Origin of the sequence: Limnospira sp. PMC 1279.21 (assembly GCF_032349615.1) — a bacterium.
Taxonomy (GTDB): domain Bacteria; phylum Cyanobacteriota; class Cyanobacteriia; order Cyanobacteriales; family Microcoleaceae; genus Limnospira; species Limnospira fusiformis.
Window position 1 is genome coordinate 1 of record NZ_JARPLU010000014.1, and the last position, 19,634, is coordinate 19,634.

Annotated in this window: 21 protein-coding genes; 8 read left to right on the forward strand and 13 right to left on the reverse strand. The window is 44.2% G+C overall.

All coding sequences use genetic code 11. From position 1 onward, the window contains the following. Window positions 1–41 precede the first annotated feature (41 nt). The gene (locus P5683_RS03835) at window positions 42–644 is read right to left on the reverse strand and encodes a triacylglycerol lipase (RefSeq protein WP_006622416.1); all 603 of its coding nucleotides are present in this window, start codon (window positions 642–644) and stop codon (window positions 42–44) included. Window positions 645–846: 202 nt separating this feature from the next. On the opposite strand from P5683_RS03835, the gene P5683_RS03840 reads away from it, so the two are divergent. Continuing rightward, on the forward strand, window positions 847–1,284 hold the full coding sequence (locus tag P5683_RS03840) for a hypothetical protein (RefSeq protein ID WP_006622415.1): 438 nt from the start codon (window positions 847–849) through the stop codon (window positions 1,282–1,284). On the opposite strand, the gene P5683_RS03845 is transcribed toward P5683_RS03840, so the two are convergent. Beyond that, complete coding sequence (locus P5683_RS03845) at window positions 1,285–1,611, reverse strand: hypothetical protein (RefSeq protein WP_006622414.1); 327 nt, start codon at window positions 1,609–1,611, stop codon at window positions 1,285–1,287. A 551-nt stretch (window positions 1,612–2,162) separates the two neighbouring features. On the opposite strand from P5683_RS03845, the gene def reads away from it, so the two are divergent. Together def and P5683_RS03855 are read left to right on the forward strand one after the other, a co-directional pair. Further along, complete coding sequence (def, locus tag P5683_RS03850) at window positions 2,163–2,726, forward strand: peptide deformylase (RefSeq protein WP_006670056.1); 564 nt, start codon at window positions 2,163–2,165, stop codon at window positions 2,724–2,726. A gap of 46 nt (window positions 2,727–2,772) precedes the next feature. Beyond that, the gene (locus tag P5683_RS03855; protein ID WP_006622411.1) at window positions 2,773–2,973 is read left to right on the forward strand and encodes a hypothetical protein; all 201 of its coding nucleotides are present in this window, start codon (window positions 2,773–2,775) and stop codon (window positions 2,971–2,973) included. A 53-nt stretch (window positions 2,974–3,026) separates the two neighbouring features. Here P5683_RS03855 and P5683_RS03860 read toward each other — a convergent pair whose 3' ends face one another. The 10 genes from P5683_RS03860 to groES all read right to left on the reverse strand — a co-directional run bounded on the left by P5683_RS03860 (window position 3,027) and on the right by groES (window position 13,013). Further along, the gene (locus P5683_RS03860; RefSeq protein WP_006622410.1) at window positions 3,027–3,410 is read right to left on the reverse strand and encodes a hypothetical protein; all 384 of its coding nucleotides are present in this window, start codon (window positions 3,408–3,410) and stop codon (window positions 3,027–3,029) included. A 10-nt stretch (window positions 3,411–3,420) separates the two neighbouring features. Next, window positions 3,421–3,939 (reverse strand): crossover junction endodeoxyribonuclease RuvC, encoded by a 519-nt coding sequence (gene ruvC / locus P5683_RS03865; RefSeq protein WP_006622409.1) that lies wholly within the window; start codon window positions 3,937–3,939, stop codon window positions 3,421–3,423. 45 nt (window positions 3,940–3,984) lie between these two features. Then, on the reverse strand, window positions 3,985–5,142 hold the full coding sequence (gene bchI, locus P5683_RS03870) for a magnesium chelatase ATPase subunit I (RefSeq protein WP_006670057.1): 1,158 nt from the start codon (window positions 5,140–5,142) through the stop codon (window positions 3,985–3,987). Window positions 5,143–5,253: 111 nt separating this feature from the next. After that, window positions 5,254–7,815: an exonuclease domain-containing protein gene (locus tag P5683_RS03875; protein WP_315639182.1), complete on the reverse strand. Its 2,562-nt coding sequence runs from the start codon at window positions 7,813–7,815 to the stop codon at window positions 5,254–5,256. Window positions 7,816–8,097: 282 nt separating this feature from the next. Continuing rightward, complete coding sequence (locus P5683_RS03880; protein ID WP_108615153.1) at window positions 8,098–8,397, reverse strand: hypothetical protein; 300 nt, start codon at window positions 8,395–8,397, stop codon at window positions 8,098–8,100. A gap of 102 nt (window positions 8,398–8,499) precedes the next feature. Next, complete coding sequence (locus P5683_RS03885; RefSeq protein WP_315639179.1) at window positions 8,500–9,249, reverse strand: alpha/beta hydrolase; 750 nt, start codon at window positions 9,247–9,249, stop codon at window positions 8,500–8,502. A gap of 38 nt (window positions 9,250–9,287) precedes the next feature. After that, window positions 9,288–9,455: a hypothetical protein gene (locus P5683_RS03890; protein ID WP_164468737.1), complete on the reverse strand. Its 168-nt coding sequence runs from the start codon at window positions 9,453–9,455 to the stop codon at window positions 9,288–9,290. 131 nt (window positions 9,456–9,586) lie between these two features. Beyond that, the gene (locus P5683_RS03895) at window positions 9,587–10,615 is read right to left on the reverse strand and encodes a chlorophyll a/b binding light-harvesting protein (protein WP_006622403.1); all 1,029 of its coding nucleotides are present in this window, start codon (window positions 10,613–10,615) and stop codon (window positions 9,587–9,589) included. 338 nt (window positions 10,616–10,953) lie between these two features. Further along, entirely contained in the window at window positions 10,954–12,591 is a 1,638-nt protein-coding gene (gene groL / locus P5683_RS03900; protein ID WP_006622402.1) for a chaperonin GroEL, read from the reverse strand. Between the two features lie 110 nt (window positions 12,592–12,701). Then, entirely contained in the window at window positions 12,702–13,013 is a 312-nt protein-coding gene (gene groES, locus P5683_RS03905) for a co-chaperone GroES (protein WP_006618364.1), read from the reverse strand. A 327-nt stretch (window positions 13,014–13,340) separates the two neighbouring features. Between groES and P5683_RS03910 the strand changes: the two genes are divergently transcribed. From P5683_RS03910 to P5683_RS03930, 5 genes are all read left to right on the forward strand, one after another. Beyond that, window positions 13,341–13,793, forward strand: coding sequence for a ferredoxin (locus tag P5683_RS03910; protein WP_187757975.1), 453 nt, complete (start codon window positions 13,341–13,343; stop codon window positions 13,791–13,793). 137 nt (window positions 13,794–13,930) lie between these two features. Next, the gene (locus P5683_RS03915; protein WP_315639172.1) at window positions 13,931–14,581 is read left to right on the forward strand and encodes a response regulator transcription factor; all 651 of its coding nucleotides are present in this window, start codon (window positions 13,931–13,933) and stop codon (window positions 14,579–14,581) included. A gap of 682 nt (window positions 14,582–15,263) precedes the next feature. Further along, window positions 15,264–15,785 carry an NYN domain-containing protein gene (locus P5683_RS03920; protein WP_006618367.1) on the forward strand — a complete coding sequence of 174 codons (522 nt, stop codon included), beginning with the start codon at window positions 15,264–15,266 and terminating at the stop codon, window positions 15,783–15,785. Between the two features lie 33 nt (window positions 15,786–15,818). Further along, window positions 15,819–17,435: a 2-isopropylmalate synthase gene (locus P5683_RS03925; protein WP_006622399.1), complete on the forward strand. Its 1,617-nt coding sequence runs from the start codon at window positions 15,819–15,821 to the stop codon at window positions 17,433–17,435. 137 nt (window positions 17,436–17,572) lie between these two features. Beyond that, window positions 17,573–17,962, forward strand: a complete 390-nt coding sequence (locus P5683_RS03930) for a hypothetical protein (protein WP_006622398.1) — start codon at window positions 17,573–17,575, stop codon at window positions 17,960–17,962. 593 nt (window positions 17,963–18,555) lie between these two features. Here the strand turns inward: P5683_RS03930 and P5683_RS03935 are convergent. Next, the gene (locus tag P5683_RS03935; protein ID WP_006622395.1) at window positions 18,556–19,596 is read right to left on the reverse strand and encodes a glycosyltransferase family 2 protein; all 1,041 of its coding nucleotides are present in this window, start codon (window positions 19,594–19,596) and stop codon (window positions 18,556–18,558) included. Between the last annotated feature and the right edge of the window lie 38 nt (window positions 19,597–19,634).

The window sequence follows — 19,634 nt, forward strand, 5'->3', positions numbered from 1 at the left end:
ATAAACATCAATATCCGGCTATGTCCGGTTTTGTTTAAGTTTTATAGAGCAGCAGTTCTCAAAGCCTTCTCCACTGCTGCGATACAATTGGCATCTTTAACCATCCAAGCGTGTAGTGGCACATCAAGGATAATTTCCTCGCCCAAATTTAGGTGTGAACTGTTCGCCGGAACAATCATCAGATCAAATCTAGTCCAGATTGAGGTAAAATTGAGGCGATCGAGCATTCCTATATTGTTATTCAAATCTAACAGTAGGGGGCTGTTGGCGCGCATTTGCGCCGCCGCTTGGGTTGGATAGAGGTTAGCTGTCATCGTTCCGTTATGGGGGGACGAAATGGTAATTAATCTTTGGACTCGTTCAATTCCCCCTAGCTTCTGTACATAGTAGCGACTGACAATTCCCCCCATACTAAAACCTACCAGGTCAAAGGGTTGATTGGGGGCAAAGTTTTGATCAGCATATTCGACAATTTGCTCTGCTAGGCATTCTATGCCACTTAATCCGTAATTGGGACACAGGTTGAAGCTATGAACCTCCCAGCCTTTTTGTCTCAGATGCCTAGACATCACTTGGAAAATGGCGATCGTGTCGAAAATACCATGAATCAGTAAAACCGGATTAAGGGCTTGATTGTTCTTCATGTGGAAATTATGAGAATTTGTGAATAAGTGTAAACAATTATCTCAATTTTGCCTCTTATTGTCACAAATTACCCTCACTTGATGGGATTTTTGTAAAATTTTGTAAACAATTGTGGACAAACCTTGCAGATAATTTTAATCTGAAATTTAACTTGTTAGGCAATGAGTGTCAATTTTATAAAAACTGAACGGAGTAGGTTTAATGTTAGCCATTGGTAAACTGTTTGGGCGTGGTCAAAAATCTGATTATTTTTTAGAGTTTGATGAGGCTAAGGGAACCACCGCAGAACCGAGTCCAACTGTCGCCCCCAAAGCTGAAGCCCCCAAAGTAGAAGCCCCCAAAGCTGAAGCCCCCAAAGCTGAAGCCCCCAAAGCTGACAAGCCAGAAAAAACGAAGAAATCTGTAGCGAAGAAATCCCCAGAAGCAGCAAAAGCGGATGTACCTGCCACCCCAGCCCCGGCTGCTGTGGCTAAGGTAGCCCCATCGTCTGCGCCCCTAAATGGTGGTATGAACAAAACCCCGGAGGGTATGACATTTGCTACAGACTACTTACTTCCCAAGTCCACAGCGACCCGTCGTCGTCCCGGTCCCAACATGAATATGTTTAGGGATATGGCGCGTCAGATGTCCTCGAAATAATTAGTATCGATCGCAATTGACATTAGCAATAATCGTGTCATAGGACAAAAGCTGGAAATTGATCGAACCTTGGTCTGTCTTAACTGATATCAAGTTTTTGGGAATGTTGAGGGTAACTTGGTGATAACCCCAAACCCTCATCTGCTTGATCACCTCGCCAGCTTTACAACCAATAAACCGTTTAAGTTCTTGGCTACTAGGGACGTAGTTAAGGGAGTTTTGCTGCTTATGTTCAACGGGTGATGGGTTGTTGGGGTATGCACAGGTGGGGCTGTTGATTAGATCGCTTTTTTGTCTTAGGTGAGCAAAATAGGTGAGAGATGCCATGTCTTAATCTCCTGAGAATGAGTTGAGGAAGATTTTTAGCTTATTACCTAGGATGGAGAATTACAGAGATGCAGTCAATGGGGACTCCAGCCAGAATCTGAATTGTCTACTCTCTAGGTCAAGCTGTGAAAGTTCACCCACGAGGCTAAAAACAGGAGGAGGTACACTGTGAAACCCCCTAGCAAATGGTGGAGCAAGAATATCCCCCCTGTTTTGAGGATATCTAGTTACCGAATATCACCCGGTCAGGTGATGTCAAAATAGTCGGGAACTGATACATTAACAACTGAGATGCTACGAATAGGTGAGTTATCCATCAGCCGCAAGCTGGTGGATTTTTTGATCCAGAGTCAATTATCGCCATAAAAGACTTAAACGTAAACCGATTTGGCTCAAATACAGGAAAACTTAGCAAAAATTTAATTATTGGGGGTGATTGAGAATCTTAGCCAGGATACTGAGATCCAATATGTAGCGATCGCTCTCCCAAACCCCGATTGCGATCTAAAATCAAATATGAATAAGTGTTAACGAAAGCGAGTAAGGATTTCATGACGTCTCAAGTTCTGGTGGAAAAGCAAAAGTTAGAAAAACCCCCCCTGGATATTCACTATTTGGGCGATCGCGTTTTGCGACAGCCAGCCAAACGGGTTTCGCGCATTGACGATGAAATTCGGCAACTGGTGCGGGAGATGTTACAAACCATGTATAGTGCCGATGGTATTGGTTTAGCCGCTCCCCAAGTAGGGGTACACAAACAGGTAATCGTGATTGACTGCGAACCTGATAATGCAGCGACTCCCCCCCTAGTGTTGATTAACCCCACCATCAAAAAGTCAAGCCGCGAGTTATCACCTTTCCAGGAAGGATGTTTAAGTATTCCAGGGGTTTATATGGATGTAGTCCGCCCAGAAGAGGTAGAAGTTACCTTTAAGGATGAAAACGGCCGTCCTCGGAGCATATTGGCTACGGAGTTACTTTGTCGAGCCATTCAACATGAAATCGATCACCTACAGGGGGTGTTATTTGTCGATCGCGTTGACAATCAATTAGCCCTGAATGAGGAATTGGCTAAATATAAGTTTTCTCCGAAAGCAGTCAAGCCGGTTAAATAGCACGATTACACTCAACAAGTTAAATAATGTGGGGTCAAAACTGATCATGGTTGGAACGCCAAAAAGTGGTTTATTATTAGCCGGATCGTGTATTACAGCGATCGCCGCCGTTGGTTCAATTTTTGAACTTTCCTCTGGGGAACCGGAATTAGGGGGATTAATCACAGGGGTGATTCTAGCCTTGAGTATACCCCTATCAGTGCTACTATTTTGGGCAGCGGTTCAAGATGCCCGCGCCAATCAGTAGACCAACACGCCCAAAGACCGTAGGGTTAAGGCTCTACGGTCAGTATTTATCAGTTAAATTTTTTTGTATTTTAAAGGCTCACAAAATTGTTCAACCCCAGTTTTTAACACATAAATAACCACGGGAGTGACCAGTAGTGGCGGGCATTGATTTTGGTAAATTAAATGAGCGACTATCGGGGCTATATTGGACTGTAATAAATCCTCTTGATAGCTAGGTTCACAGATAGTAACTCGGTGGCGCTTGGCTAAACCATCAAGCCAATTTTCCGATGTAGTGGGAGATTGACCGACATTAATCGCCATAGAAATCGCGGCATCTTCGATATCACCCTCGCAGTCTTCAATCATATCTAAGGCTTGTAATGCCGAGGAATATTCAGCCAATTGGGAACGAAATTGAGCAATTTCTTGAGAAGTCAGAATGAGATTAGACATAGATTATCAATCAGCTTAAAATTGAATCGGAAACCCGATCATGATCAAACCAAGTCGCCAAAGCGATCGCCAAAGCATCCGCCGCATCATCCGGTTGAGGTATCGCCTGTAAGTTTAACTCCCTGGCTACTGCCTCTTGCACCTGATATTTCTTAGCATTACCATATCCGGTTAATGCCTGTTTAATCTGAGCCGGGGTAAACTCAAATATAGGAAGGTGTCGTTGAGCCAAAACCAACAGCAAAACCCCCCTAGCTTGAGCAACTGCGATCGTATTTCCCATGCGGTAAAAAAACAATTTTTCGACACCGACAAGATCCGGTTGCCATTGTTCGAGTAGGGTATGGAGGTCAGCATAAATAGTTTGTAGGCGATCGCCCAGGGGTTGATTAGCCTCAGTTTGAATCGCCCCAAAGTCCATCACCGAGAACAAAGACCCTCCCCTAGCTTCTTCGCAAGTGTGACATTCAATAATCCCAAACCCCAAAGTTGCTAGACCGGGGTCCAACCCCATAATCCGAACCACCATAACCCGATACGGTAACACAGGCAGCTTTGCCTGTGATGTTGTTAACTAATTTTGATCCGGTTCGGGTAATCCAAACACTTGGCGAAACACCTTCTGGACTTTGTTTCCAGAATCAATAGACTCCAATGGATCTTTCCGTAGTCGGTGGCGCAGACACAAAGTAATCACCCGACCAATATGGTCAACAGTGACCTCTGTAGCCCCTTCAAACGCAGCTAAAGCCTTCGCCGCCCTGTTAGTGACAATATCTCCCCGCAGTCCATCTACATCTAATTCTGAGCAGACCTGAGAGATTTTCACCCGCAGATCATAATCAATATTAATCCCCGATAGTCTCTCTTGGGCTTCTACTATGCGCCGTTGTAGTTCTTCCTGGGATAGTTGATACTCTCCTAAGAACTCCGGCGGGTTTTGGTCAAAGGCTGTCCGCTGTTCCACAATTTTGACTCGCAGACTAGGTTCTTTCACCGTGCGAATTTCCGCGTGCATTCCAAAACGGTCTAATAATTGGGGTCGCAATTCCCCTTCTTCTGGGTTTCCTGAACCCACCAGGACAAAACGCGCCGGGTGGCGGATAGAAATGCCTTCTCTTTCCACCGTATTCCAACCACTGGCGGCGGAGTCTAGTAGGACATCGACTAGGTGATCGTCGAGAAGGTTTACCTCGTCAACGTAGAGGATACCCCTATTGGCTTTGGCTAATAGTCCCGGTTCAAAGGCTTTTACCCCTTCAGCCAACGCTTTTTCAATGTCAATGGTTCCACAAACCCGATCTTCTGTCGCCCCTAGGGGTAGGTCGATCATTTGTACCTTGCGACGGGTCACCGGGATGGCTTCGGATAAACTCATGCGTTCTCGGACCCCATCACTCATCAGTTCAGGATCGCTGGGGTGACTGTTAAAGGGGTCGTCGGCTATGACCTCTATTTCTGGTAGCAGGTCAGCTAGGGCGCGAATGGTGGTCGATTTACCTGTACCTCGATCGCCCATAATCATTACGCCGCCGATCTTGGGGTCAATCACGTTCAGCAGCAGGGCTAATTTCATTTCTTCTTGACCAACGATCGCCGTAAAGGGAAAAACGGCGCGACGGCTGGTTTGGGATATTTTGGCTGTATCAGTTGTGACGGCTGTTGGACTCACAATTGTTTCTCTAGTTTCCGGTATACCGTTTTCTATTGTCTCATATTGGGGCGATCGCATAGCGTGCTAATTCAGACCCCTTGCTGTTTGTCATTGATACCCACCCCCCGCCGCGCCACTGGTCCGACCATTTTTTCAGGAAGTGGGGCGATCGCTTCCCCCATTCTACCATTAACTCAGGCACTTAATCAACCAATAATCTGGCAGTTTCATCGACAAAAAATCAACTATATCTTCCAGAGTTATCCCTACAGCAAACTCGCGATTTTCCCAATCAATAATCGCTTGATATATACACTCAAAACAAATGCGATCGCTCCTATCCATAATCACATATTCCCCATGGTTAACCGCATCAAGTATCTGAATTTCTCGCAGACCAACATCTCCCCTTATCGGCGGTTCCACAGCATCCCGCATTAACCGAAACCGCATTTTTTTATGAGCAAGAGCCAATCGATTAAAATTTTTAATTCTCCCAGTAAACGCACTCCCTGAACCATGCAAAAATGCCAGCACATAAGTTTGTTGACCTGTTTTAATACACAAATGCTCTGGTATTTTTCGCTGTCCAAATGACAGTTGTTCAACCTTCAGCGGATATCGGTTATTAAATGCCGAAACAATCGCCATTAGTTTACCCACATCATCCGTCTCACTGATAACGCGAGGTTTATCATAGTCCTTTTCCCATTGGTTTAACAGGTTCTGCCAATATTCATATAATTGCCAATCGACCAATTTTTCCGATTCCGCATCAGCTTTTATGGCAATTTCCGGCTCTATAGGTCGCCCTTCCGTCGCCTTTTCCTGTCTCTCTTCTTCAGGCAAATCCTCCAAATCTAATTCCAGTTCCTCCGTTTCCGGTAGTTGCTGTTCCGGGGGAGATAGAGTCAGATTATCGAACGTTTTAATCACCTCTTGTACCGCTTGATAAAGTCCTTGTAATTGCTGTTTAAACTGCACCGCCTCCACTGTGATAGCCTTCCGGGGTGCAATAATTGGCGGTAGGGGAACACCCTGCACCTTATGGCGGAAGTAGTCAGAAGCACGTTTGATAACTGCGCGAATTGAGGGTTGATTGACAATTTCTGTGAGTTCCTTTTTCGTAAACAGCACTTCAATATCAACCGTAGCGTGGGGGGAATTAGTTTCAATTTTCAGTTGACAGAGAGTTTTGAGTAATTGATGCAGTTGTGCTTTAGATGGTCTTCCCAATGTCACCACAGACTGAGAAACACGGTCTATCACTGAACCATCAAATTGTTCTTGAAAACGCTCCCAACGGTCAGGAAAGAAATTCAGAATAATTAAGCTATTCGGAACGTGGGTTAAAATTTCCTTCACCGTCGAACCGAAACTTTCTAAGGTTGATTGGTGACGTGCTTCAAATAGGGACTCCAGTTGGTCAAAAATTAAAATCAGCGGTTCATCTAATAGGGACAGTTGACCTAGGGTTTTGATAGCTTCTAGGGCAAATTCTTCCCGGTTAAAATCTTCCCCCCAGGGTTTTAATCCCACCTGGTTTAATTCTTCCGAGAAGTCAGCATCTCCATTCCCAGATAACCAATAGCGCACTAGGTTTTTTCGGTTAACTTCCGTATACCTACAGAACCGTATAATCCCTATTAAGACTTGGGAACTGTAGTCCGTGGAGAGTCCATATTTAGCCCGCCACCACCCTAAAATTTTATTTTCTATCGCATCCCAATTTTTGCGATAGCGGTCTGTTCCCGGTTGTCCTACCCGTTCATATAGCGATAGGTTATCATCCTGTAGTTTAGCGATCATTAGTCTACCTTTTTCGCTATTTACCCAGTCAGTTTGGCTCAGGATATTGACAAAACTTTTCGCAAAAAACTGTTCGAGTTGCGTCAGCTTCTTCTGGGTAATTTCTTCCGAAAATGATTCTAGGATTCTCGTATATGTATGGTAGTTCACCGCCTCAGCATTAGTCGGGTGGCGGATAAAAAATAGGCGGTTTGTCTTCAGGACTTGTTGAGCCAGTCGCATCATTAAATGGGTTTTACCAGAACCCGGTCCTCCCAAAACTATGGCTCCTTGGCTTTGATGGTTGGGGGATTCTTTGATTTCATGAATTACGGCTTTCAGTGTGTCAAATTGATGGCTGTAAATATCAGCATAGTCCGGGTGATATTCAAAGGGTGTATTAACTCGGATACTGCTGAAAGGATTAGGGGTATTCTGGTATAGTTGGGCAATATTTTCAGACATTTTGGGTGATTTTAATGGGTTTAAATAACGATAAAGTTTGTAAGTAAATTGTGCATCATAACTAGCACGGTGAGCATAGCGATCATCAAAGCGATCGCCATTTAATCGCAGGTCTAAGGTTTTACATAAATAACTTAATCCATAGTCGGGAAGGTTTGGTAACTGCTGTTTGGCTAACTTACAGGTACAGATAAATTGATAATTAGGATAGGGAATTGCTACTTGTTCAAAACTGCGCTCTAATATCCTTTGATCATGTTCAGCATGATGGCAGATTATTACTTGATTATGGCACAGATTATCGACTTGTTTAACTATATCTAGCAGTGTGGCAATGTTCAGCCTAAATGTCGGTTCTGGATGGTTTTTGGCAACAAATGCTTGATAGCAAATTGCTCCCTGATTATCCACCAGCGCCACTTCGGTTAAGCTGTTTTTTCCTTCCGTATCTAATACAATAAACGAACTTGTATTTAGGTGGTAGTTATCCCTGATCATGTAAAGTATGGATCATTAGATTTTGGTTTAACCTATTTCTCCCGGTCTCTGATTTTTCGCCAAGGGTTAATTATATGCCTTCACTGGCATTGTCAGCACTCAAAATTTACAATCCTTAATAATTCGGGACGATACCACAGTTTTAAGATTTCCTCAAAAATTCCCCAAGCTGCCGTTATGACAGCAAAAAAGGGAATTGAGGCTCAATGCCCATTTCCCTAGAGTTAGAGTCAAGTCAGGGGCGATCGCCAAAAATCCTCAACACCCGACTATGCTGGTATGTTATTTTTCTAAAGGTGGTCGGTTCCGCGCCGGACCGGTGTTTAATTCAAAATCTCTACAATTAATTGCTTCTTCTGATAAGGCTTTACAGGGATGAACGGTACATTTTAAGCGATAGTCTCCCGTAAAAAAAGCGCAGCGACTACAGGGAATATCATGGAGTTTTTTTACATTTTTTAATCCATCTTTTATCGCGACAATACACGAGCAAATAAATCCCATCAATGTCATGAATATAAACAATGGAAATATGGGATTAATGGGCAAATAGTTAATTGGTGTTAATGCGGGTTCAGTCATGATTATCTCCTGGGTAAAATTGAGGTGAATTTTGTCAGCACAATCTTTGCTGTAACTGTAATCAGTTCAGGCATTCTAAGGAAAATTAGTCGATTATGTTATTCAGTCATAAATAAGAGAATCGGCGGGGCAGATAACATCTGAAGATTTCAGGAGATTATCCCAAAAATTAACAATAGTCTCACCGACTTTTTGGGGGTCAAAATAATGGCAAAAATAGCGACCATTTGGACATTGCCAAAGGCGATCGCATGGTTTAAAAACCCTTGACCACCCCTGCCATAAATTCTGGTCAATAACCACATCATGTTCGCCTCCACATACCAGCAAAGGAACCGGGACACCACCAGGAGAAAAACTGACCCGTTTATATAAAGTATGGGGAGACAGGGAACTAATCATATCCTCTTTCAAAATACCAATCAATTTTTTAGTAATGGGAGGACATTGAAAACCAAAGAGGTTATAAACTGTTTGAGTTAACAGTTTTTGTTGACTACAATTGAGAAGTTGTCGTTGTACATAATAATGAGCCTGCCAATCAACAGACGGATAAAACCCCACAGAAATTAAAGTAAGCGATCGCACCATTTCTGGATGTTGACGAGCATATAATAACCCCAACAATCCACTCATACCATGTCCAATTAAATGCACAGGATAATCACAATTTTTGAGATAGTTATGGAGCCAAATTAATGGCGTATTAAATGACAGCGGTTCATCCAGACTCAGATAATACTTATATTGGCTAAGATAAGCAGATTGAGACAAAAAATTTAAGCAGGGTTGGTTAAACTCTTGGAAAGCAGGACTGACATTTAACCACACTGCATCATGTAAGACAGCCATGAATTTCTCCTAATGATATTTCCGGGCAATTGTATCGATTAATGAGGGCAGGTCGGGGAGTGCTTTTCCGAATAACTAGCCTCAAATAAGAGTCGGTCAAGAGTTTCTGAAGCTGGCAAAGTCAGGCGACAATTTTGGCATTGCCAATATAAGCCATGATGGCTACAATGTAGCAGTAATTCTCCCGAACAACAAGGACAATTCATTTAACCTATTTCCATTGGCGAAAGGATATGATACCAGGGGGGAAATCATCTCTAATCGAGTAGTGGATGAGTCAATAGATATCCAGAGATGAAATTGACCCACCCACCCGTCTAGGGGGACTTGCTCAGACTTAAACTTCGATAGAGTTTAAAGCTCGTTCAACCCGACGAAAATCAAATCCCAAGGCTCTCAGAGCGTGCCAAAGATGTCCTTGGAGGAAGAAGAATGCTAAGAAGAAATGAGCATTAGCTAACCAACAGCGGGGGGTATGAGCGCCCATTGGTAGGACTGTTGTATCTGCAAAGTAAGGCGCAATTCCGAGTTTAATATCCAGAGGCGGACCGTAGAACTCCACAGGATAAGCCAAAGTATTGACCGCGCAGAAATAAGCCGCCACAAAACCCGCTAAAGCAATGCCACCCAAGGAATAAGACAGGATAGCTTCTCCTGAAAAAATCAGGACTTTTTTCGCCCATTTGAGGGGGGGAACTAAGATATGCCAAACACCGCCAGCGATGAGCATCACCCCTACATAAATATGACCCCCAACCAAATCTTCAAGATTATCGATAGTGGCAAAATGGGTTTGATAGCCATAGATAGTTGCGGGGTTAAGGGTAGGTTCTGTTACCAGACGGACGGTTTGAGTGGCTGCATCATACAGTCCGCCAAAATACATAGCTTTGGCGACTAGCAATAAGGCTCCCATACCTAAAAACAGTAAGTGATGCCCTAAAATTAAGCCCAACTGTTTTGGGTCTTCCCAATCAAAATGAAATTTCTGGGCTTGACCCTGGGCGGTTTTTAAATCTTCGGGTGCTTTGAAGGTGTGAAATAGGGCTCCCGCACCTAATACCGCTGAGGAGATTAAATGAACGGCTCCCACCACAAAGAAAGGGTAAGTATCTACCACTTGTCCACCATCCCCGACACCTAATCCCAGGGTGGCTAGGTGAGGTAGCAGAATTAGCCCTTGTTCTCCCATGGGTAGGGTGGGGTCGAACCAGGAAACCTCAAACAGGGTAAAGGCTCCAGCCCAAAATGCAATTAAGGCTGATTGAGCAACGTGGGCGGCAATAAATAGCCCAGACAGGTTAGCAAAGCGCGCATTACCCGCCCACCAGTCATATTTTACGGTTGGATTTTCGTAAGTCTGCATAGTGCTACAACGTTATACATCTTCCCAGCTTATTGCATAAGTATCTCAATAAGCTGTTAAGCCTTATTGTAAATAACTTTCAATAAAATGCAAGTTAAGTTTTGTTACGAATAGCTATAAGCCATATATATCAGGACTTTTAGCCAAATAACCTTAGATATTGGCTTAAATTTATTATCAATAATCAATAATAGAGTGCATAACTAAAAGTATTAATTATCAATTAAGGTGGCCAGAGACAAAAAAAGACCCCGATAGTATCGGAGTCCCTGGTTTTTGATTAAGGGGGGCCAACCCAAAGGCAGCCCGAAACCTTAACCGATATCCTAACTTAAATCTTAGTAGTCGAAGTCGCCACCCATGCCAGCGCCTGCGGGAGCCGCGTTGTCTTTGGGTTCTGGCTTGTCAGCGACGATACACTCGGTAGTTAACACCATGCCAGCGATAGAAGCGGCATTTTGGAGAGCAGAACGAGTCACTTTAGCGGGGTCAACAATACCAGCCTCGAACATATTGACATATTCGCCATTAGCTGCATTGTAGCCCACATCAAAGGATTTTTCTTTCACCCGTTCAGCAACCACAGCGCCATTTTCGCCGGCATTTTCAGCGATCCGTTTCAGGGGAGACAACAGAGCGCGAGCCACAATCATAGCACCAGTGAGAGCCTCACCAGTCAATTGATTGCTACTTGCCCACTCTTCCACCTGGGGAGCCAAGTGAGCGAGAGTTGTACCACCGCCGGGAACAATTCCTTCCTCAACAGCAGCTTTGGTGGCGTTGATGGCATCTTCCAGGCGCAGTTTGCGATCCTTCATTTCGGTTTCAGTAGCAGCACCAACTTTGATAACTGCTACGCCACCAGCCAATTTAGCCAGACGCTCTTGTAGTTTCTCTTTGTCATAGGAAGACTCGGTTTCTTCCATTTGACGGCGTAGCTGCTCACAACGAGCTTTAACACCAGCTTCGTTACCTTCAGCGACAATGGTGGTGTTGTCTTTGGTGATGGTGATGCGGCGAGCTTTACCAAGCATATCAATCTTGGTGCTTTCCAGTTTCAGACCAGCATCCTCAGTGATGACTTGACCACCGGTGAGAACTGCAATATCTTCTAACATGGCTTTGCGGCGATCGCCAAAACCAGGAGCCTTAACAGCAGCCACATTCAGCACACCCCGCAGGCGGTTAACCACCAGGGTAGCCAGAGCTTCTTTTTCGATATCCTCAGCAATAATTAACAGAGGACGACTAGCGCGCGCTACTTGTTCGAGAACCGGAACTAAATCCTGAACCAAGGTAATTTTCTTATCGGTGAGCAGGATATAAGGCTCATCGAGGATAGCTTCCATGCGCTCGGTATCGGTAGCGAAGTAAGGGGAGATATAGCCCTTATCAAAGCGCATACCTTCGGTGATTTCCAGTTCGGTAGTCATGGACTTACCTTCTTCGAGGGAAATCACACCCTCTTTACCCACTTTGTCCATGGCTTCAGCGATCATCTGACCAACTTCTTCGTCGTTACCAGCAGAGATGGTACCAACTTGAGCGATCGCTTTAGAATCTTCCACAGGGCGAGCGTGTTCAGCAATTCTGTCTACCAAGAAAGCTGTCGCCTTATCAATTCCCCGTTTCAGTTCAATGGGGTTAGCTCCGGCTGCTACGTTCCGCAGTCCTTCTTTAACCATGGCATGAGCTAGAACCGTTGCAGTGGTGGTTCCATCTCCCGCCGCATCATTGGTTTTAGAAGCCGCTTGACGAATCAGGGCTACACCAGTATTCTCAATGTTATCTTCGAGTTCGATTTCTTTGGCGATCGTCACCCCGTCGTTAACGATTTGGGGTGCGCCAAATTTCTTTTCTAGGACTACGTTACGGCCTTTGGGTCCGAGAGTAACGGCTACGGACTCAGCCAAGATGTCCATACCACGTTCGAGGGCGCGACGAGCATTTTCGTTGTATATAATACGTTTTGCCATAGGTTCCTATTTCAGTTGCTATTCGGATACTACAAAGGACTGTCAATCAGTTTTGACACGCTAGCGACCCACAGAAGAGTCAAAATGTGGGATAATGATTAGTTATCGGTTTAGTTGACGATCGCCAGGATGTCTTTTTCAGCCAACAGGACGTATTCATCGCCGCCGAGTTTGATATCAGTTCCGGCGTATTTGGAATACAGAACTTTGTCGCCGACTTTGACTTCCATTTCGCAGCGGGAGCCATCATCATTGCGTCGTCCCGGTCCAGCGGCTACGATTTCGCCAACCTGGGGTTTTTCTTTAGCGGTGTCCGGCAGCAGAATTCCGCCTGCAGTTTTTTCTTCTGAAGCACTGACCTTAACGAACACACGCTCGCCAAGGGGTTTAACCGTAGAAACACTAAGAGAGACAGCAGCCATTCAATTACCTCCTATTTTCAAACACTGTGCTGAGAGTTAACAGCATTTAGACCCCACTTAGGGAAACTGTCTCAAGTTTGCCCATCTCGGTCGGATGTCCATCTGATGTTTTTAGCACTCTCAACCTCTGAGTGCTAATTTACCTAATCGAGTAAGGCGATCGCAACAGCATCAACTGTACGGGTTTCCGAACCGATCCGGTAGTGAAAAGTGAAAATAGCCAAAAACTTATGGGTGAGTGTGAACTTGCCAATGTTTCCCGTGTCTTCGGTATAATGGATGATTGGGTCTCAGGTATCATTATCCAAGCATATTATCCGTAACTTTATGATTGAACATCCCCAAAACCCAGAACCGGAAACTAACAACCCCGAGTATTGCGAGGGAGGGTCTCTAGCAGTCACGGTTAAGAACCTAGGTTTATCGCAAATTCAACGTCACATATTCCTATGCGCTGACCAAACCAACCCGAAATGCTGCTCGAAGCCAGCCAGTATCGAATCTTGGAATTATCTCAAAAATCGGCTCAAAGAACTAAACCTAGACCGTCCCACAGCGGACCATCCCGGTTGTATATTTAGAACCAAAGCCAATTGTTTGCGGGTGTGTTGTCAAGGGCCAATTTTAGTAGTATATCCAGATGGTGTTTGGTACAGATCCGCCACTCCCGAAGTGATTGAACGAATTATTCAAGAACACCTAATCGGGTCTAGGGTGGTGGAGGAGTACGCCTTTCTCACCCACCCATTAAGTTTATCGGAATTAGAATCATCAACTTGATCATGATTATCGGGTCAGGAATCCCATTCTAACTATAGTGGTTGAATTGTCGGATTTTATAGGTAAAAACACCTAAAAAGTTTGACTGAATTGTTAACAGTACCCCAACTAGATCAGATCTCCAACGGAACAGTCAGATGAACGAAAATACTGTCGCACCGGAACCAAGGCGACTTATGCTAGTAGACGATGATCCTAACCTCGTGATTTTGATCAGCGATTATCTGGAATTGCGAGGATATCAAGTCACCATTGCCGAAAATGGTCAAAAAGCCCTCGAAAAACTGGAAGAGGAAGTGCCAGAATTAATAATTTGTGACATTATGATGCCGGAGATGGATGGCTATACCCTAGTCAAGCTAATCCGGGAAAATGCCCAATTTGGTTGGATTTCGGTAATTTTCCTATCTGCGAAAGGACAAAGCGAAGACCGGGTTAAAGGCCTCAATACCGGGGCTGATGTGTATATGGTCAAGCCTTTTGATCCAGAAGAACTAATGGCTCAGGTAGAGTCATCTCTGCGACAAACTGAACGCCTGACCCGATATCGTAAATCCGTAATCGAAGCCTCGCAAAAAATTAGAGTTCGCGAGGGGGTGGAGTTGACCCCAACTGAGTTAAAGGTGGTTGAGTTGGTAGCCAAGGGAAAGGGAAACCGGGAAATCTCCAAAATTATGGAAGTCAGCCAGCGGACTATTGAAAGCCATATCAGTAATATGTTAGGTAAAACTGGACTTCATAACCGCACCGAACTAGCTCGCTGGGCTTTGGAGAGTCAAGAAATGTAGGGGTTTTCTGCTTAGTAGGGCGATCGCCCGCGCCAGGAAAGCACACAACACTGTATACTATTATGAGGGTCATAATCGGACTTCTATATTTTAAATTGAGACCAGAAAACACTACTATTAGTCAGTTTCAGCCAAAGCGCCGCCCATGCTACGAATGTACCAGTTAGGTATTTCGTCAGTTAGTGGCGTTTGTGGTGTCCAGTCATCAGTCCAGTATGGCATTATTACCTACCACAGAAATCACTCGGTCGCACTGGCTATATCTTAGACCTTGATGGCTCGCTGACTAACTTTAGCAGTAAGATACTACTGTGGCTCGCTGTTGGTCTGGCTTTAACTAAACTCCTGAAGATCATAACCGCCATTGAAAGGAGGGTAAGATCGGCTAGTAGTGATTTCAATTGCAGCTAATATAATCAAAGGTGAAACTCAGGTGAAACTATCGTGAAATTAGGATATTGAACAGCCAATATGATATTTTTATATGGTTCTGACAACTCGAAAATTAGGGTTTTGTTAGCCTATTGGAGGATAGTAAAACCTAGGCATAGGTTGGATTATAGGCTCTGATATGACATATCAATTTTGTCATAAATTCGGGTTAAACTTAGTGAGTATTCACGTGCTAAGATAAAGTATCTAGTTTAAATTCTTTACTACAAATATTAGGTCTTTAGTTTGTATGCCTAACTTGAGAAACCGTCTATCTATTTTTGTGGACGGTAACAATATGTTCTACGCTCAACAAAAAAACGGCTGGTTTTTTGATCCCCGAAGGGTTTTGGACTATTTTAAACATGAACAAGCCGATCTGATTTTTATTAATGCTTTCTGGTACACGGGACTCAAAGACCCTCAAGACCAAAGGGGGTTTCGGGATGCCTTGATTAGCCTAGGATATACAGTCCGCACCAAAATCTTAAAAGAATACTATGATGATAGTTCAGGTAGGTATTCTCAAAAGGCAAATCTGGACATTGAAATTGTGGTCGATATGTTTAATACGGTAGATCAATACGATCGCGTAGTGTTGTTTAGCGGAGATGGTGATTTTGAGCGAGCTATTGAGTTGCTACGTTCTAAAAATACTCATATCACCGTAGTTTCCACAGAAGGAATGATTGCGAGGGAACTACGCAACGCTACCGATCGCTATATAGATCTTAACGACATCCGAGACCAGATTGAGAAAATCGACTATTAAGTTAAACTGTTGACTATGGGAGGATTTACACCAATGACCATTCAACCTCACCCAGATCGGGTAATTATTTTTGATACTACCCTACGGGACGGAGAACAATGCCCAGGAGCCACCTTAAACGTTGATGAAAAGCTAGTAATCGCTCGACAACTAGCGCGTTTAGGGGTAGATGTTATTGAAGCCGGGTTTGCGATCGCCAGTAGCGGAGACTTTGAAGCTGTACAACGCATTGCGGAAACCGTAGGAACCGAAAACGGTCCGATTATATGTAGTCTCGCTCGGTCTGTCAAAGCTGATATTGAAGCGGCGGCTAAGGCTCTGAAACCGGCGGCTCATCCCCGCATTCATACTTTTATTGCTACCTCTGATATTCACCTGAAATACAAACTCAAAAAAACTCGCCAGGAAGTCCTAGACATCACCAGCGAGATGGTAGCCTATGCTAAATCGTTATGTCAGGATATCGAATTTTCTCCAGAGGACGCTGGACGGTCTGACCCCGAATTTCTCTATCAAGTTTTAGAAAGAGCGATCGCGGCTGGTGCGACAACAGTTAATATTCCCGATACCGTTGGCTACACCACCCCCTCAGAATTTGGAGGTTTAATTCGCGGAATTAAGGAAAACGTCCCCAATATTGATCAAGCCATCATTTCCGTCCACGGTCACAACGACCTAGGGTTGGCGGTGGCCAACTTCCTAGAAGCCGTTAAAAATGGCGCACGACAACTCGAATGCACCATTAATGGTATCGGAGAACGCGCCGGAAATGCAGCCCTAGAAGAGCTAGTTATGGCCCTCCATGTGCGCCGACAATTCTTTAACCCCTTCTTTGGTCGTCCGGCTGACTCAGAAGCTCCCATCACCAATATTAATACCCGTGAGATTTACAAAACTTCCCGTTTGGTATCTAACCTAACGGGGATGTTAGTACAACCTAATAAGGCCATTGTCGGTGCTAATGCCTTCGCTCACGAGTCGGGAATTCACCAAGATGGGGTTCTCAAAAATAAGCTAACCTATGAAATCATGGATGCTCAATCCATTGGATTGAATGATAACCTGATTGTCTTAGGTAAACATTCCGGCCGCCATGCCTTCCAAAATCGTCTACAGGAGTTGGGTTTTGACCTGTCTGATGATGAGATTAATAAGGCTTTTGTCCGATTTAAAGATGTGGCTGACAAGAAAAAAGAAGTCACTAACTGGGATATTGAAGCGATCGTTAATGATGAAATTCAACAAACCCCGGAATTGTTCCGCCTGGAGTTAGTACAGGTATCCTGTGGAAATAATGCTCGTCCGACTGCGACTGTTACCCTCAGAACTCCTCAAGGCCAAGAGTTGACTGACGCGGCTACGGGAACTGGTCCGGTGGATGCGGTTTATAAAGCTATTAACCGCGTGGTTAATGTTCCTAATGAGTTGATTGAGTTTTCTGTACAGTCAGTAACTGCGGGAATTGATGCGATCGGAGAGGTTACTATTCGCTTACGCTATCAAGGACGAGTCTTTTCTGGTCATGCTGCTAATACGGATATTATCGTAGCTTCTGCTCAGGCCTACATTAATGCTCTCAACCGCCTACAATCTTCCCTAGAACCCAACGCTAATCAGGTGGGCGATCGCCAATCTGTTGTTAGTGTTTAAAGGGCTAGTTTCCATGGGAGAGGGCTGGGGACAAATCCCCAGCCTCCCTTTTTGTCTGAAATACATTTCGGCAGTCCGTAAGTAAATGTTAAGCTAGTCAAAGTTCATTTATTGAAGTTGATATCGAAGAATCTAATATGTTATCTCAACCCATATTTGACGATCGCTCTCTCAGTCAGTCCTTTTATCAAACTCTGATTCAACGCTTCCCTAACTCTCTACACCAGTCAATTCAGGATATTTTAACCGAATGTCGCTTAGGTATGGCTCCGAGTCCAACGGGAGTCAAAACCTTTTTTATTATTGCTCCCTCTGTGTTAATTGGCGATCGACTTCTCCATCAAATTGATACTATTATCGACCGTGTGGCTGACCTCATGGGAGGTGTCGGACAAGTTGCTATTTGCATTCATCCCCCACAAGATATTAGCGATCAACCTACCACAGAAGTTAACTGCGATCGCTCTCCCCACACTCACCCACAATACATGATGTGTAAAATTTTCCCCGTCTTTATTAATAGTTAATAGGGAGGTCATGTAGGGGCGGGTTCCACCGTTAACTGCATCTGGGGGTGAGAGTATTAATCAACCCGCCCTTAACCCAGGGTTTCAGTATTAACTACATCTGGGGGTGAGAGTATTAATCAACCCGCCCTCCGGCTATAGCCAAATCATCAATTTTGGCATTAAGAAAAGGAACCATCATAGCATCAGCTTATCAGGTTGTGGTTAAATCTGTCAACTGGCTGCTGAAAAATTCTCGAAAATTCCCCGATTTAGATAAGTGATACAAATATTGTTCCCCGAATAATTTTGATATTCAAAAAATTGTTAATAATTGTTGCAAAATTTATGACAAATTATTCTCAATACTTGACGAGAGAATGGGGGTTCTGGTAGTTTTAGGGGAATAATAATCCAGGGGTTATTATGCAAAATTCGCAAAATATCGGCTAGAACCATGATTATCTCGTGATTTTGGGTAAGTTTTTGGGGTAAATTGGAGTTAGCCGATGCACGGGTTTTGGGGTAAATTAACCCTAGCCCCGCAGCCTGGTATTGACAAAATCAACTTTTTGTGTATAGAGGTTTTGGCAAGGATAGGGGCTATGATGGTGTTATAGGTCAGGCCGACCCAAAGTAGGACTATCAGGGGACTCAATTAACTCTCGTACTCGATAAATAGGGCGATCCTGAGACTCATGATAGGTCCGCATAAGTAACTCAGCCAATAGTCCAAAACACAATAATTGAATACCAGTTAATGTGAGCAAAACAGCCAACATTAATAGAGGTCTGTGTCCGATACTAGCGCCCAATACTAAGCGAAGGAAACTGAGATACCCTCCGGCGGTGATACCAAATAGTAAAAGCACAAAACCCAGCAGCCCAAAAACGTGCATAGGTCGGGTGAGAAAGGTTTTGATGAAAGCAATGGTAAATAAATCCATTAATACGCGAAAGGTGCGACCTAAACCGTACTTACTGCGACCATAGCGGCGAGGATGATGTCGCACAGGTAATTCAGTGACTCGCGCGCCTTCGATAAAAGCCAAAACGGGTAAAAAGCGGTGTAATTCTCCATAGAGTTTCAGATCATGGACGACTTCGGAACGATAGGCTTTGAGAGAACAGCCATAATCATGAAGTTGGACTCCGGTAATTTTACCGATTAACCAGTTGGCAATTTTGGAGGGAAGTAGGCGAGTTAAGAAGTCATCTTGACGATGTTTGCGCCAGCCACTTACTACGTCGTAACCCTTAGATAATTCTGTTAATAAATGGGGGATATCAGCGGGATCATTTTGTAGGTCTCCGTCTAGGGTGACAATGACTTGACCTTTGGCGTGGTTAAAACCGGCAGACATAGCGGGAGTTTGACCGTAGTTGCGACGGAGGATAATTACCCGTAGGTGAGGATTGGTTAAAACCTGTTGTTTGAGTAATTCGGCGGAACCGTCTGTAGAACCATCATCGATGCAAATTAATTCATAGGCGATCGCCGCATCGGTGAAACTCTGGTGAATAGAACTGATGATAGTCGGTAAACTTTCCAATTCGTTATAAACAGGTACGACTACGGAAACGGTGAAGCTGGTGTGCTGGTCTGACCTATCATCAACCCTGACGCTGCCAGATTTTCCTGGTAAAATATCCATTGGGTATATATGAGCGTTTAGCAATTCCTAGAAATCCT